We start from the raw sequence: 16,289 nt of genomic DNA on the forward strand, positions 1-16,289 counted from the left end.
TGCTCAGAAGTTATGTTTAATAATTCGATAAAATAAGAAAGTCCTTTCCATTATGCTGCGGAAAGGACTTTTTTAATTATTACTATTTTAAAACATGAATTGGAGTGCCCATTGCTACCTCAGCAGCTTCCATTGTGATTTCTCCTAATGTTGGGTGGGCATGTATCGTTAATGCTAAATCTTCGACTGTCATTCCTGTTTCAATCGCTAATCCTAGCTCAGCAATCATATCTGATGCACTTGCACCGGCAATTTGTGCGCCGATCAAGACTCCATCTTCTTTACGTGAAACAAGTTTAACAAAGCCATCTGAACTATCAAGTGATAATGCACGTCCATTTGCTGCAAATGGGAATTTTGAACCAATAACGTCGATTCCTTCTGCTTTTGCCTGCGCTTCAGTATAACCTACACTGGCAAGTTCTGGGTCTGAGAATACAACTGCAGGAATACCTAGGTAATCAATGACAGCATTATGACCTGCAATTGCCTCTGCCGCAATTTTAGCTTCGTAAGATGCTTTATGAGCTAATTGAGGACCTGCAACAACATCACCGATTGCATAAATATTCGAGACATTTGTTCTGCATTGATTGTCAATTTCTATCAATCCACGGTCTGTAACCTTCACACCAATTTGCTCAAGGCCCATTTCGTCCGTATTTGGACGGCGTCCAACCATTACAAACACATAGTCTGCTTCGATTTTCTTTTCTTCACCTTTTGTTTCGAACGTTACAACAACACCATTTTCAGTTTCTTCTACACCTTTAGCCATTGCTTTTGTATAGAATTCTGCGCCTTTTTTCTTCATCGTCTTCTTCACAAGGGCAGCCATTTGCTTTTCAAAGACGCCAAGACCTAAAATCTCATCGGCACCTTCTAAGATAGTTACTTGAGTACCAAAGTTAGCATAGGCACCACCAAGCTCTATTCCAATAACACCGCCGCCAATGACAACCACTTTTTCTGGAACTTCTTGTAAGTTCAATGCACCTGTTGAATTAAGTACTCGTTTTGAGTATTTAAAAGTTGGCAGCTCAATTGGACGAGAACCTGTTGCGATAATTGCATTTTTAAAGTTGTATGTTTGGGCAGAATTTTCGCCAATCACACGTAATGAATTACCATCAACAAAGTATGCTTCTCCACGGACGATCTCAACTTTATTTCCTTTTAATAATCCTTCGACACCACCAGTTAACTTTTTCACGATACCAGCTTTAAATTCTTGAACCTTTGAAAAATCAACTGTTACATTTTCAGCTTTAATTCCGAATGAATCAGAGTGTTTCGCTACTTCGTAACGGTGTCCAGCAGCAATGACTGCTTTTGAGGGAATACAACCCACGTTTAAACAAACTCCGCCAATGTATTCTTTTTCAACAATCGTAACTTTTTGACCTAACTGTGCTGCACGAATAGCAGCCACGTAACCGCCAGGACCCGCACCAATGACTATAGTATCGGTATCAATTGGAAAATCTCCTACTACCATTTATTACGCCTCCATTAACAATAGTTCTGGATCGTTCAATAATCGTTTAATATGATTTAATGCATTTTGAGCTGTAGCACCATCAATCATTCGGTGGTCAAAGCTTAATGAAAGTGCTAATACTGGAGCAGCTACAATTTCACCATCGCGAACAATTGGTTTTTCTGCAATTCTTCCTACTCCAAGAATAGCTACTTCAGGGTGGTTAATAACCGGTGTAAACCATTGTCCACCTGCAGAACCAATATTTGAAATCGTACATGACGCACCCTTCATTTCGTTAGGAGCAAGCTTTCCGTCACGTGCTTTTCCGGCTAATTCATTAATTTCATTAGAAATTGTGAAAACTGATTTACGATCTGCATCTTTAACAACTGGAACTAATAAACCTTTTTCTGTATCGGCTGCGATTCCAATATTGTAGTAATGCTTATGAATAATTTCACTAGTTGCATCATCAAGTGATGTATTAAGTGCAGGGAATTCACGTAAAGCGCTTGTTAATGCTTTTACGATGTATGGTAAGAAAGTAAGTTTAATACCCTTTCCTGCAGCAACTTCCTTGAACTTTTTGCGATGTGTAACGAGTTTGGATACATCCACTTCATCCATAAGCGTTACGTGTGGTGCTGTGTGTTTAGAATTCACCATTGCTTTAGCAATTGCTTTTCTAATACCGCTCATTTTCTCACGAGTTTCAGGATATTCACCTTGTGGGATTGGAGCAGCAGCTGATTTTGGTGCCTCTACAGCTTGTACAGTTTCAGCAGCTTGAGCCGCTTCAGCCTGTGGTGCTGCAGCTACAGCCGCGCCACCGCTTAAGAATGCATCAATATCACTTTTAACGATTCGTCCATTTTTACCAGAGCCAAGAACTTTGGTAATTTCAACACCTTTATCACGCGCATATTTACGAACAGATGGCATTGCAATAATTTTGCGATTAGGGTCTATTTCCACTTGTCCCTGTGGTTGTGTTACACCGATACCATATGCAGGTGGTGCTGGCGGTGGTGTTACAGGCGCATCTTGCACTGCAGCCGGTGCTACTGGTGCTGCTTCTTGCTTAGGTGCTTCTTCAGGGTGTTCGTCACCTTTAAATTGTAGGTTTTCGTATCCTGGGGCATCAAATGTTATTAAAACTTGCCCAACTGTTGCTACTGTGCCCTCAGCTACTTTAACCTCAAGAACAGTTCCTTCTACAGGAGAAGGAATTTCAACAACTGCTTTATCATTTTGAATTTCGCAAAGGATATCATCTTCTTGGACTTTATCACCTGGCTTTATGAACCATTTAACAATCTCGCCTTCATGAATACCTTCACCAATGTCAGGCATTTTAAATTGGAATGTGGTTGCTGTTGCGCTCACTGGGATCCATCCTCCTATTTTTGCAAATATTTCTACCGATCATTTATAAAGAAATAAGTGGGAAACAGATTTACTATTCCCCAGCTTATATTTAGAATGTTAATACTTTTTTCGCTGTTTCGATTACGTCTTTATAGTTTGGTAGCCAAACAGCTTCTGCTTGTGGGAATGGGTAAATAGTATCAGGTGCTGCTACACGCAATACAGGTGCTTCTAGGCTTAAAATCGCACGATCGTTAATTTCAGCTACTACATTTGCTGCCACACCAGCTTGCTTTTGTGCTTCTTGAACCACAATTGCACGGCCTGTTTTTTCAACAGAAGCAATAATCGTTTCAATATCGATCGGGCTAACTGTACGCAAATCGATTACTTCTGCAGAGAAACCTTCCTTTTCTAGTTCTTCTGCAGCCTTTAGAGACTCATGTACCATCGCACCATAAGTAATAATAGAAAGATCTGTACCTTCACGCTTTACATCTGCTTTTCCTAGTGGAATGGTATATTCTCCTTCAGGAACTTCTTGACGGAATGAACGGTATAATTTCATATGCTCAAGGAAAATAACTGGATCATTATCACGAATAGATGAGATAAGAAGACCTTTCGCATCGTATGGTGTTGATGGAATAACCACCTTTAATCCAGGCTGTTGTGCCATTAAGCCTTCTAAGCTGTCCGCGTGCATATCTGGTGTATGTACGCCTCCGCCAAAAGGAGAACGGAACGTAATAGGGGCATTAAATTTTCCGCCAGTACGATAACGTAGACGAGCAGCTTGACCGGAAATAGAATCCATTACTTCATAAACGAACCCAAAAAATTGGATTTCTGGTACAGGACGGAAGCCTTGTAAACTCAGACCAACCGCTAAACCGCCAATTCCTGATTCAGCAAGTGGTGTATCGAATACACGATCTTCACCAAACTCATTTTGCAAACCTTCCGTTGCACGGAAAACACCGCCGTTAACGCCTACATCTTCACCGAAAACTAATACATTCGGATCATTTTTTAATTCTACACGCATTGCGTCTGTAATTGCTTGAATCATTGTCATTTGAGCCATGACTTACTTCGACTCCTTTGCTGAATAAATTTCATATTGCTCTTTTAAGTTTTGAGGTAAGTCCGTATACGTAATATTTATTAAGTCGGTTACCTTTTGCTTAGGAGCTGCATCTGCCTTTTTAAGCGCGTCTTTAATTTCCTCTTTTGCTTGTTCAATTACTTCGTTTTCTCTTTCTTCGTTCCATAGTCCTTTCTTTTCAAGGAATTTACGGAAACGAACTAGCGGGTCTTTCTTTTCCCATTCATTATCTAATTCAGCAGTACGATAACGTGTTGGATCATCACCAGCCATTGTATGTGGACCATATCGGTATGTTAACGTTTCAATAAATGTAGGTCCTTCACCATTAATCGCACGCTCACGTGCCTCGCGTGTAGCTGCATAAACAGCTAAAGGATCCATTCCGTCTACTTGAATGCCCGGGATACCTGCTGCAACCGCCTTTTGAGCAAGAGTTTTCGCAGCAGTTTGCTTATCAACAGGAGTTGAAATAGCAAAACGGTTGTTCTGAGCAATAAAGATCGCTGGAGCTTTGTATGCACCTGCAAAGTTCATTCCTTCATAGAAATCACCTTGAGATGTTCCGCCATCACCTGTATATGTAAGTGCAACAGCTTTAACTCCACGTTTTTTAAACCCTAATGCAACACCTGCTGTTTGAACGTACTGAGCCCCAATAATAATTTGAGGAATAGCTACATTAACTCCCTCTGGAATCTGTCCGCCTTCCAAATGTCCTCTTGACCATAAAAATGCTTGGGATAGTGGAAGACCATGCCATACGATTGGTGGAACATCACGATAGCCAGGTAAGATAAAGTCTTCTTTTTCAAGAGCAAATTGTGATGCTAGTTGTGATGCTTCCTGTCCTGCGGTTGGTGCATAAAAACCAAGTCTTCCTTGGCGATTTAATGATATGGAACGTTGGTCTAAAATTCGTGTATAAACCATACGGCGCATTAATTCCTGCAGCTGCTCGTCACTTAATTTAGGCATTGCTGCTTCATTAACGACTTCGCCTTCTTCATTCAAAATTTGAAGCGTAGTAAATTGATCTTCTACTACTTCGAGTACTTTCTTAGCATCGACCTGAGCGTTCTGGGTTTTAGAAGCCATTCGTTACATCTTCCTTTCTTTCATACAATAATGTAAAAATAATTCACTTATAATAGAATACCCAAAAACCTAAATTAACATTTATATATAGAATGAACATTAACTTGGTTGTACTGTACCATTATTTTTTAATAATCTAATAGTACAATTAATAATTCCATAATGAGTGTACAACATCTAAATCTACTCGTCAAATACTATGTTTGATTAATTTACATCATGAATATATTATTAATTATTTGATTCACACAAACTTCTGTACCACTAACAATTCCAATCTGTTACATTAAATATATCTAAATAATAAAAAATCGACCATGGCAGCCGATTTTTATTCTTCAGTTTGTAATTTAAGTCCTGCTTCTTTATAAAATTCCAGTTTTTTCACATTATATTGTGCAGTTAAATCATTAAATTCTTCATTTTTGTCGAATACCTGTTGATAAGCAGTATTAAGATTAGTAACTTGTTCTTCTAGCTTATCGTAAGATATACCCTCATTTTTTAACATCGTATATAATTCTTTATCACTATCTAGGGCATTTAAGTATTTTTTTGAAAGCTGACTATGTACTTTATAGCGATTTGTCATTATTTCTAATAATTCTTCTGCCTTCTTCTTTTGCTCTGGAACCTTTATTTCATTTTTTATGGCTTCTGCTTTCTTAAATTCTGTTTTGGAAGCATTTATGCTGTTAATTTCTTTTTGTAATAGTACTCGTCTTTCTTCAATCATCGAAAGCGCTTCGTTGGAAAGCTTAACAATCTCATTGTGTTGCTTCATGCCCAGAGTCATTATCTGGTTATAAATTTCCTGTTCTTGCTTTTCTAATGCTACAAGAGGCTGTTGCTGATTCTCAAACTCTTTTTCTGCTTCCACAACTTTTTCTAACACTTGATACATTTTTTCAGCAGCAGGTTCCTTGTTCATACAGCCTGCTAGGATGATACTACCTGCAAAAACAAATAAAATAATCCGAGTAAATCTAAAAGTTGACAAGTGGCACCCCCTTACTGATTACAATTCTTACTATATCTATACTTTTTATTTTTGACAATATCCTATATGATATTATCTCCAACAACTTAAAAATGGTTATACTTTCAATTAACTTTTGTGGAATAGTCTGATAGACTAATGAATATCAATATCTTTAGTTTTTGTACAGGAGTGAATGGGATCATGTTAATGATGGATGATATCATTCGAGACGGCCATCCTACATTGAGAAAAGTAGCAGCAGAAGTTTCAATGCCGCCATCGGAAGAAGAACGAGAAATCCTTAAAAGTCTTATCGAATATGTTAAAAATAGTCAAAACCCTGAATTTTCATTGCAATACGGATTACGACCTGGAATCGGCTTAGCGGCACCGCAAATTAATGTATCAAAGCGGATGATTGCTGTTCATTTACATGATGACAAAGGAAACCTATACAGCTACGCCTTATATAATCCTAAGATTGTCAGCCATTCTGTCGAAAAGGCTTACCTGCTTTCAGGTGAAGGCTGTCTTTCAGTGGATGAAGATTTTCCAGGATATGTAGAAAGGTTTGCTAGAATTACTGTAAAAGGCATTTCATTAGAGGGTGAAGAAGTGAAAATCCGTTTAAAAGGTCTCCCCGCCATTTGCTTTCAACATGAAATTGACCATTTAAACGGCATTATGTTTTATGATCATATCAATAAATCAGACCCTTTTAAACAGATTGAGGGTGCAATTGCAATAGAAAGATAGTACTAAGAGCAAGAGCCCACGGCTCTTGCTCTTTTATCTAGTCATATAAGTCCCAATTCCTTTAATCCATTCCATATCCCATCTTCTGCGACGTCGGAAGTAACTAAGTTTGCCACCGACTTTGCTTCAGGAACACCATTCCCCATTGCAACACCTGTTCCAACAGCTTTAAGCATTTCTAAATCATTCAATCCATCACCAAATGCATAAACATCTTTTAACTCAAAACCAAGTCTGTCAATCATCTTCTTAATCCCTTCAGCTTTAGATCCACCTTTAGGTAAAATATCCACTGAAAATGGGTGCCACCTAATAAAATCAAATTTAGGGTAATGATTAAAATATTGCTTTTCCTCATCAATCTCACAAAATAGCAAGGATTGATAGATCTCATTGTGAACATAGAAAGATCTATCTTGATCAGGATGTGGGAATAGCAGGCTCCCCAAACTTGTTTCAATAAAGGGGTGGTGGTTTGTAGTAGCTTTCATCGTTACTTCATTCATAAATATTAAGGGATGTCCATTAGCAGTTGTAGCCTGCAAGAAACTTTCTACCTCGTTATGGTCTAGCGGGTTCTTATAGATGACTTCATTTTCAAACACAACATACTGACCATTGAAACTTACGTATGAATCAATATCTAGTTCTTTTCTTAAACTTGTAAACATAAAAGGTGCCCTTCCTGTTGCAATCGCTACGAACACTCCATTCTCCTTTAATAAATGGAGCGCTTTTTTTGTACTGCTCGGAAGTCTTTTCTCATGGTCTAGCAATGTTCCATCTATGTCAAAAAAAACAATTTTCTTCATATAATTCTAACACCTCTTTGCTATTAGTAATAAAATTCACATAAATGTATATCCACTTTTAAAACACTAATAATAACAAGACAAATTGTCAATTTATTAAACTTTCATAATTATTCCATATTTATCCATGAAAGAATTCTTCTTGATACCATATAATATTAGTATAAAATGCTAAAATTTAAAAAATATCTTCAATAATCTATATGGCTTGCTTTACATTGGACAAGGATCGTTTAAAATAGTAAGTAAGGAGATGATCCACTATGTTAAAGAAGCTAAGAAAGAAGCTCTTGAAACAGTGGAAAGAATTACTCAGAAAAAAGTCAATTGCTTAACAACACCTTTTTCGAGCCCTTCAAACTTGCGAAGGGCTCCTTCCTTATTGTAAATTGATTATCAGTGCATTTATTTACATATTTTTTCTATAGATTGAAGTATACTTACTTTTTTAGTGAAAAGTGAATTTAAATGAAAAAAATGTAATTATTTAATATAATAGAAAAAGTCATGATCGATTAAGGAGCGAATTTAGAATGGTATTTAAAGTTTACTTTCAAGAAAACAGTAAAGAAGTCCCTGTAAGAGAGAAAACAAAGACTCTCTATGTGGAAGGAGAATCTGTAAGAAATGTCAGAAAAAAAATTGCGGCACTAGGTTACAATGTTGAATTTGTACAAATGGTAAATGGAGCATTTTTAGAATACGAAAAACAAAATGAAGATTATAAAGTATTGGAGATTTGATATATGAAATTTGTAAAAAATGACCAAACTGCTGTTTTTGCTTTAGGTGGTTTGGGTGAAATAGGAAAAAACACTTATGCTGTACAATTTCAGGATGAAATTATTCTGATCGATGCCGGAATTAAATTTCCAGAGGACGAGCTATTAGGAATTGATTATGTAATTCCAGATTATACCTATCTAGTTAAAAATGAAGATAAAATAAAAGGGCTGTTCATTACACATGGACATGAGGACCATATTGGCGGTATCCCTTATTTGCTTCGCGAAGTTAATATTCCAATCTATGGTGGCAAGCTTGCATTAGGACTAATTAAAAATAAGCTAGAAGAGCACGGTCTTCTAAGAACTGCAAAGCTTATACCGATTCAAGAAGACGATGTCATTAAATTCCGTAAAACGTCCGTTACTTTTTTCCGAACCACTCACAGCATTCCAGATTCTTACGGAATTGTTGTAAAGACGCCTCCAGGGCAAGTCGTCCATACCGGCGACTTCAAATTTGACTTCACTCCAGTTGGCGAACCTGCTAATTTAACCAAGATGGCGGAAATCGGTAAAGAAGGCGTTTTATGTTTACTTTCCGACAGCACAAATAGTGAAATTCCAGAATTTACAATGTCAGAGCGTCTAGTTGGTGAAAGTATAGATGATATTTTCCGAAAGGTTTCTGGCCGCTTGATTTTCGCAACCTTTGCATCAAATATATATAGGCTGCAGCAAGTTGTAGAAGCTGCGGTTGCCAATGGAAGAAAAGTAGCTGTTTTTGGCCGCAGTATGGAATCAGCAATAAATATCGGGCAAGAACTTGGCTATATAAAAGCACCGAAAGAAACTTTTATTGAAGCCAATCAAATTAACCGGCTCCCTGCAGATAAAGTCACGATTCTATGTACCGGAAGCCAAGGAGAATCTATGGCTGCCTTATCTAGAATTGCCAATGGTACTCATAGGCAGATTCAAATTATCCCAGGGGATACGGTCGTATTTTCGTCATCACCAATTCCAGGAAACACGATTAGTGTTAACAGAACGATTAACTTGTTGTTCAGAGCGGGTGCCGAAGTCATTCACGGAAAGCTAAGCAACATCCACACATCAGGACATGGTGGGCAAGAAGAACAAAAACTGATGTTGCGTTTAATTAAACCTAAATTCTTTATGCCTATACATGGAGAATATAGAATGCAAAGAATGCATTCTAAGCTTGCAGTGGATTGTGGTGTAGAAGAAAGTAATTGCTTCATTATGGACAATGGGGAAGTCTTGGCTCTTTCAGAAAACAGTGCGCAAGTAGCGGGCAAGATTCCTTCTGGATCCGTCTATATTGATGGCAGTGGTATTGGCGATATTGGAAATATCGTGTTACGTGACAGAAGAATCCTTTCTGAAGAAGGATTAGTCGTTGTAGTGGTAAGCATTAACATGAAAGAATTCAAAATTGCATCAGGTCCTGATCTTATTTCCAGAGGATTTGTTTATATGAGAGAATCGGGAGATTTAATTAACGACGCTCAAAAGTTGATTACGAAGCACCTCAATAAAGTTATGGAACGAAAAACAAGCCAGTGGTCAGAAATTAAAAATGAAATTACTGATACATTAGCCCCATTCCTTTACGAGAAAACAAAACGCCGACCGATGATTTTACCAATCATTATGGAAGTATAGAAAAGCGGAAGCGCCCCATTCGGAGCGCTTCCTTTTTTTATTGCAATACTTTCCGTTCAAAGCGGTCGATGTCATCGTCTGTACCAATAACGATTAATACATCGTTGATAAGAATATCTTCATTTGCTTTTGGCGAAACAATGATATCCATACCTCTTTTAATCGCTACGATATTTAGACCATATTTTTTTCGAATGTCTAAGTCAATAATGGTATGACCGCTTATTTTATTGTTTGCCACAATTTCAACAATACTATGTTCATCAGATAACTCCAGATAATCCAATACGCTGCTCGAAGACATATTATGAGCGATTCTTCTACCCATATCTCTTTCCGGGTGAACAACTTTATCGGCTCCAATTTTCACGAGCACTTTTTCATGATAATCATTTTGGGCTTTAACAGTAATATGAGTTACTCCAAGCTCCTTTAAAATTAACGTCGTTAAAATACTCGATTGTATATCATCACCAATCGCGACAATCACATGATCAAAATTACGAATACCCAGACTCTTGAGGACTGCCTCATCAGTTGTATCGCCAACAGCAGCATGTGAGGCAATCATCGCATAGGAGTTTACCCTTTCTTCGTTTTTATCAATTGCCAGTACCTCAAAACCTTCATCAGAAAGAGTTCTACATATACTGCCGCCAAAGCGGCCTAATCCAATTACTGCAAAATTTTTCTTCACTAAAAACTCCCCCAGCAAGAATCAATTAACCAATTTCATTTTAGCATATCCAATTAATTTGAATATACCAATTTATTCATTCCGATTTCTCGCTGATATTTTCTTTATATAAAAGTAAATAGCCAGCCCAGCAACTATAAGGATGATCAAAATGGGTAAATTACCGAGAAGAAAAACGACTAATCCTGAAATGCCTGCTAAGAGCATGTTGGTGCTTTTCATAAATTGTTTTTTTGTTTTGTCCCAGGTATTTAGGTCGCCATCTTCAAGATTAGGTACAATCACTTTATTTTCATAAAGAGAAATATGAACCGTTGAAAGTGATGTTTGATTTTCTAAAAACTTCATTCTCCCTAGAATCGTTTCAATTTCCTCCTGTACGGCCGCAAGGTCAGCTGAAATTTTTAAAAGATCTTCTGTCTTTACTGCTGACTCCATGAAGGTAGTTAACCGTTCTTCAACAACTCGTTTTGACTTTAGTCTCGAGCCAAGGTCAACATATTCTTCCGTAACATCTGTACCCGTTATCCTTCGCTGTAAAACCTCTGCAGCCTGCCCCTCGGCATCACGTAAAAAAGCTTGAAAACTATTTTGAGGAACCCGAACAGTAATACTGCCACTTACTTGTTCTACCCCATCCTTTGAAATAGTGGACTCTGTGATATAGCCTCCATACTTACCTACATGATCTTCTATCGATTGTAAAGTTTCTTCAAACTTCTTCACCCGCAGTTGTAAGTCAGCTTGATAGATGACCATTTGATTAGGGGCATCTAAATCCGTTGGGGTAACTTCATCTTGTTTTGCATTATTATCAAATGAAGCTTCCGGTTTTTCTACCATACCAGCCCGTCCTGAATCCATCGCTACACTACTATCACTACTTAACTTTGCCTCTTCACTTTTACTGCTTGAACTGCAGGCAGCAAGGGTAAACAATAACATGATCAAAAATGATAATCGCAGTATTTTTTTCATAAACCAACCCCCCTTTTTATCTATATAATAATACCGACGTTAAAAAACTCTCTTGGTTACAAAAAATAAAAAAGACTCCGCTTTATTAACTTAATACTAACGCTTACCTAAATAAGTGATATAACTAGTGAGAAGATTTATCGCAACTTCAATAGCCTCTTCCTTTGGGGTTAACTTTGCATGGTGTAATCCATATGGGGAATCCACTCCTAGCCAAAACATTAATCCTGGAATCTCCTTCAACATATATCCAAAATCCTCACCCGTCATCGCCTCCTTGCATTCGATGACATCAACAGTCGTTTGAGTCTTTATGTATTGAATGAAATCACTCGTAATTTCCTCATTATTGTATACCTGGTGGTACATCGCACCGTAATCAATTACAGCCTCACATTCAAAGCTTGTCTCAATCCCTTTTACCACAGCATCGATTCGATGTTTAACATGATCCATTGCCTCATCCGAAAGGGTTCGAATGGTTCCTTCGAGTCTTGCCTTTTCGGCAATAATATTTTGAACAGTCCCGCTCGTTATTTTGCCAATGGTAATGACTGCACTATCTAACGGATTAATATTACGAGCGATAATCGTTTGCAGCTGACCTACAAGCGAACAGGCAGCAATCACCATATCATTCGTTAGATGTGGATAGGCTGCATGGCCCCCTTTGCCTTTCAGATCAATAAACAGTTCTGAGGTGTTCGCAAATAATAGCCCTTCTTTTAATGCAATTGACCCTACAGGGTATTCAGGTGCGATATGTAGTGCAAAAATAATATCCGGCTTCCATTCTTGCATGGTATCGGATTTCAGCATTGGCTCGGCACCGCCTGGTCCCTCTTCAGCAGGTTGAAAAATAAACAAAATGTCATCTTCGATTGGACTTTCTACATAATGTGATAGTACGCCAAGAGCAATACTCATATGAAAGTCATGGCCACAAGCATGCATTTGATCATTATGAGTTGATGAGAAATCTAATCCAGTTTCCTCAACGATTGGAAGACCATCAATATCTGCCCGATAGCCAATTGTCTTACTAGGATTTAAACCGTGCAGCTTGACAAAAAGTCCAGTTTTCCATTTTCTAATGGATATTCTCTCTTGTGATAAAGATTCAATGTACGATAATAAATAAGCTTGGGTTTTATATTCTTGAAATCCTAATTCTGGAATCAGATGTAGATCGCGTCTTATCTTAACAAAAGGGTTCATTCCTATCACTCCTTATACTAGAAAGAAAGCGTGGAAAATTTCCACGCTCTGCAGTGTCTTAGTTCTATAGTTGGCGAAGTTCTTGCATAATTTCTGTTTTTGATTTTGTCTTTTCATCGATATCCTTAATTTTTTTCGCTGGCATTCCCGCTACAACCGTGTACGGAAGAACATCTTTCGTGACCACTGCACCAGCAGCCACCACTGATCCTTGACCAACTCTAACACCTTCTAGGACTACTGCATTTGCGCCAATTAACACATCATCTTCAATTATTACTGGCTGGGCGGATGGTGGTTCAATAACACCAGCCAATACAGTACCAGCGCCGATGTGACAGTTTTTCCCTACGGTTGCCCTGCCACCTAGAACAACTCCCATGTCAATCATCGTTTTCTCACCAATAACTGCTCCAACATTAATAACTGCACCCATCATGATAACAGCATTATCACCAATTTCGACTTGATCACGAATCGTGACCCCTGGTTCGATACGAGCATTAATATTTTTTGTATTTAACAATGGAATCGCTGAATTACGACGATCATTTTCAATTACATAATCTTCAATCTTTGCTTGGTTAGCCTCCAAGACTGAATTAATATCAGACCATTCACCAAAGACAACTCCGGTATTTCCATTGATAAAGGTTTTAGAATTGCTTCCAAAGTCAATCCCTTCTAGATCACCCTTTACATAAACCTTCACCGGCGTTGATTTTTTACTGTTTTGAATAAAAGAAATAATTTCGTTTGCATCCATCATTTTCATCTAACTACCTCCAACCTGAAGTAAAAATTACTTTACCAAACAACAGATATGTAAACAAGAAAAAAATTATTACCTATTTTGGCTGCTATATTCTTTAACAAGGTCTACAAATGCCTGGACCTGTTTTAATTGAAAGGAAGATTCATACGCTAATAACCATGTATCGCGTTTAAGAGAATCACCATTTTCATCAAGCAGCGGGACTTTATAAATTTCCTTTTCAGTGTTATTTAACGTAATCCCCGGTAAAATCGAATACCCTAGACCATTAAAGGTTAATTGCTTACACGTCTCAATTTGGTCTACAATAATCGTTCTTTTTGGTGAGGTTTTAAATTGACGCATCCACCAATCCTGGATTTCTTGATAATAATTTGAATCGCTTTTAAATTGGATAAAAGGCCGGTCCGTTTCCAATAACTGTTCAGGTCTGGTAATGTCTCTATCCACCAAATAGAGGGGATCGCTGAATAGTTTAATTTTTACACCTTTCCAATCTGGAGTTCCTCGAATAATACCGATATGTACTTGATCATCATATAAGCTTTTCAATATCTCACTGCTCCACCCAGTAATAAGCGAAATTTTTGCCTGGGGATAGGTATCACTATACTTTTTTAAAACCGGAGGCAGCCAATTTTGGCCAACAATTGAAGCTACAGCCATTTTTAACGTTCCTGATATACCAGATTGCAGGGAGTAAATCGTCTCTCGAACCTTTTCTTCTTTTACCAGTACTTCATTGACAAAATGGATAACATGCTCACCAGCAGGGGTAAGCGATAATCCTTTTTGCGAGCGAATAAATAATTTTGTTCCCCACTCTTTTTCGATTGTTTGTAACCGTTGGGAAAGTGCGGGCTGTGAGACAAAAAGTCGCTCTGATGCTTTACGCATATTCATTTCTTGAGCTAAAACAGCTAATAAGTGAAATTCAGAAATTGAAGACAAAAGCATCCACCTTTTTGCATTAATAAATTTCTGCCTTACTATTATATAGTGAAAATTAAAACTTTTCATCCGCAAGCGACTGCTTTAGAAAAATAGCTCTACACTTATCATGTAGAGCCTTGTTCTTTTTTAGGTATAAATGAAATTAGAACTAAACTAAGTAGAGCAAACATTAGGACAACATAATATACCCAATGTAGAGATTGAGTTAGCCCCTCTTGAAGCAGTTCCCGTCCTGCTTCAGATAAATGGGACCGCTCGTTTTCCTTTAATAAAAGGTTTGCTGAATCCACAGTTAGCTTTTCTGTCGAGTTACCCGCATTTTCCTTTAAAAAATGGCTGAGCCGATTATTAATAATTCCTCCTAGTAACGCTGCACCAATCGTGTTTCCGAGATTTCGCATAAACATATTGGCGGCAGTTGCAATTCCTCTTTGCTCCCAGCCTACTGTACTTTGAATCGAAACAATAAAAGCGGTAGAGGTTATTCCCATGCCAAGACCAATAATAAACGATCCTAAAGCAGCCCAGAGCGGTCCTAAGGAAGCTGTCATGGTCACAAATACTACACTGCCGATAACTAAAGCAAAACCACCGATCAGTAAGCTCTTACGATATCCCAGTGTTAAAATCATTTTTCCAGAAATCACCGATGCAATGGGCCAGCCAATGGACATGGTTGTTAAGGTAAACCCTGCAACAATCGGTGTTTGTTCCATTACTCCCTGGACAAAAGTTGGGAGGAAACTCGAGATTCCTATTAAGATAATTCCCGTTGTCAAAGAAGTAATATTTGCTACAAAAATCGACCGTTCCTTCCATATATTAAACGGCATAACAGGTTCTATTGCTCTGCGTTCCTGGTATACAAACAAGCTAATCGTTATACTAAAAAGAATTAAAAGGCTGATGATTTGCCAGGAGTCCCAAGACCAACGTCCACCACCTTCAACTAGCAGCAACATTAATGATGAAACAGAAATTGTTAATAAAAATGCCCCTATGTAATCAATCTCATGTTTTTTCTTTTCAACTTTTTCGTGTAGAAATATTCCAATCCCTATTAAGGATAGAATTCCAAGGGGGATATTTAACCAAAAGACAAATTTCCAGCTTACGTATTGTACTAATAATCCACCGACAGCTGGTCCAGTAACCGCAGAGATTCCCCAAACGCTTGCTAGGTATCCCTGAACTTTTGCCCGTTCCTCCCCAGGATATATATCGCCAACAATCGTAGTCGCAATGGGTGTAACAGCTCCTGCACCGAACCCCTGGATTAATCGAAAAATAATCAATGATTCCATTGATGTAGCAAAACCACAAAGAATCGATCCGATTAAAAATACAACGATTCCAAAAAAGAGAATGGGTTTTCTGCCAAAAAGGTCAGATAATTTACCATAAATCAGGACTGTTATCGCATTCATTAATAGATAAGCGGAAAAAACCCAGCTGTAAAGAGTGAACCCTCCTAAATCGGCAACAATAGCGGGCATGGCTGTTGAAACAATCGTGGCTTCGATCGCTCCCATAAACATAGCAAGCATTACTGCAGCTAAGACGAGCGGTCTATTTGTCTGCCCTTTTTTTGATTTGAAAAGTGCACCAACCATTTTACACCCCTAATTATAAAATAATACAGCTCC

The 16,289-nt window shown here is 38.0% G+C and carries 15 protein-coding genes; 3 read left to right on the forward strand and 12 right to left on the reverse strand.

The genetic code is table 11. From position 1 onward, the window contains the following. Window positions 1-82: 82 nt before the first annotated feature. The 5 genes from lpdA to BLR86_RS03135 form a co-directional block, all read right to left on the reverse strand. Window positions 83-1,498 (reverse strand): dihydrolipoyl dehydrogenase, encoded by a 1,416-nt coding sequence (lpdA, locus tag BLR86_RS03115; protein ID WP_090758173.1) that lies wholly within the window; start codon window positions 1,496-1,498, stop codon window positions 83-85. Between the two features lie 3 nt (window positions 1,499-1,501). Further along, window positions 1,502-2,836: a dihydrolipoamide acetyltransferase family protein gene (locus tag BLR86_RS03120; RefSeq protein WP_090758261.1), complete on the reverse strand. Its 1,335-nt coding sequence runs from the start codon at window positions 2,834-2,836 to the stop codon at window positions 1,502-1,504. A 124-nt stretch (window positions 2,837-2,960) separates the two neighbouring features. After that, window positions 2,961-3,938: an alpha-ketoacid dehydrogenase subunit beta gene (locus tag BLR86_RS03125; RefSeq protein ID WP_090758174.1), complete on the reverse strand. Its 978-nt coding sequence runs from the start codon at window positions 3,936-3,938 to the stop codon at window positions 2,961-2,963. 3 nt (window positions 3,939-3,941) lie between these two features. Continuing rightward, entirely contained in the window at window positions 3,942-5,057 is a 1,116-nt protein-coding gene (pdhA, locus tag BLR86_RS03130) for a pyruvate dehydrogenase (acetyl-transferring) E1 component subunit alpha (protein ID WP_090758175.1), read from the reverse strand. Window positions 5,058-5,388: 331 nt separating this feature from the next. Then, a complete protein-coding gene (locus BLR86_RS03135; protein ID WP_254782207.1) occupies window positions 5,389-6,057 on the reverse strand; it encodes a YkyA family protein in 669 nt (222 codons plus the stop codon). 183 nt (window positions 6,058-6,240) lie between these two features. Here BLR86_RS03135 and def point away from each other — a divergent pair, with 183 nt between their 5' ends. Further along, window positions 6,241-6,795 carry a peptide deformylase gene (gene def, locus BLR86_RS03140; protein WP_090758176.1) on the forward strand — a complete coding sequence of 185 codons (555 nt, stop codon included), beginning with the start codon at window positions 6,241-6,243 and terminating at the stop codon, window positions 6,793-6,795. Between the two features lie 41 nt (window positions 6,796-6,836). On the opposite strand, the gene BLR86_RS03145 is transcribed toward def, so the two are convergent. Further along, entirely contained in the window at window positions 6,837-7,607 is a 771-nt protein-coding gene (locus tag BLR86_RS03145; RefSeq protein ID WP_090758177.1) for a Cof-type HAD-IIB family hydrolase, read from the reverse strand. 533 nt (window positions 7,608-8,140) lie between these two features. Here BLR86_RS03145 and BLR86_RS03150 point away from each other — a divergent pair. Together BLR86_RS03150 and rnjA are read left to right on the forward strand one after the other, a co-directional pair. After that, window positions 8,141-8,350 carry a DNA-dependent RNA polymerase subunit epsilon gene (locus BLR86_RS03150; protein ID WP_090758178.1) on the forward strand — a complete coding sequence of 70 codons (210 nt, stop codon included), beginning with the start codon at window positions 8,141-8,143 and terminating at the stop codon, window positions 8,348-8,350. A gap of 3 nt (window positions 8,351-8,353) precedes the next feature. Further along, window positions 8,354-10,021, forward strand: coding sequence for a ribonuclease J1 (rnjA, locus tag BLR86_RS03155; RefSeq protein ID WP_090758179.1), 1,668 nt, complete (start codon window positions 8,354-8,356; stop codon window positions 10,019-10,021). Between the two features lie 37 nt (window positions 10,022-10,058). Here the strand turns inward: rnjA and BLR86_RS03160 are convergent, their stop codons facing one another. From BLR86_RS03160 to BLR86_RS03185, 6 genes are all read right to left on the reverse strand, one after another. Continuing rightward, complete coding sequence (locus BLR86_RS03160) at window positions 10,059-10,718, reverse strand: potassium channel family protein (protein ID WP_090758180.1); 660 nt, start codon at window positions 10,716-10,718, stop codon at window positions 10,059-10,061. Between the two features lie 72 nt (window positions 10,719-10,790). Further along, a complete protein-coding gene (locus BLR86_RS03165) occupies window positions 10,791-11,696 on the reverse strand; it encodes a DUF4349 domain-containing protein (RefSeq protein ID WP_090758181.1) in 906 nt (301 codons plus the stop codon). 96 nt (window positions 11,697-11,792) lie between these two features. After that, window positions 11,793-12,923 (reverse strand): N-acetyldiaminopimelate deacetylase, encoded by a 1,131-nt coding sequence (locus tag BLR86_RS03170; protein ID WP_090758182.1) that lies wholly within the window; start codon window positions 12,921-12,923, stop codon window positions 11,793-11,795. A 55-nt stretch (window positions 12,924-12,978) separates the two neighbouring features. Then, window positions 12,979-13,689 carry a 2,3,4,5-tetrahydropyridine-2,6-dicarboxylate N-acetyltransferase gene (gene dapD, locus BLR86_RS03175; RefSeq protein ID WP_090758183.1) on the reverse strand — a complete coding sequence of 237 codons (711 nt, stop codon included), beginning with the start codon at window positions 13,687-13,689 and terminating at the stop codon, window positions 12,979-12,981. Between the two features lie 69 nt (window positions 13,690-13,758). Further along, on the reverse strand, window positions 13,759-14,640 hold the full coding sequence (locus BLR86_RS03180; protein WP_090758184.1) for a LysR family transcriptional regulator: 882 nt from the start codon (window positions 14,638-14,640) through the stop codon (window positions 13,759-13,761). A 107-nt stretch (window positions 14,641-14,747) separates the two neighbouring features. After that, a complete protein-coding gene (locus tag BLR86_RS03185; protein ID WP_090758185.1) occupies window positions 14,748-16,256 on the reverse strand; it encodes an MDR family MFS transporter in 1,509 nt (502 codons plus the stop codon). Window positions 16,257-16,289: the final 33 nt, after the last annotated feature.

The sequence above is a fragment of the Bacillus sp. OK048 genome, assembly GCF_900103525.1.
In the GTDB taxonomy this organism is placed as follows: Bacteria; Bacillota; Bacilli; order Bacillales; family Cytobacillaceae; genus Neobacillus.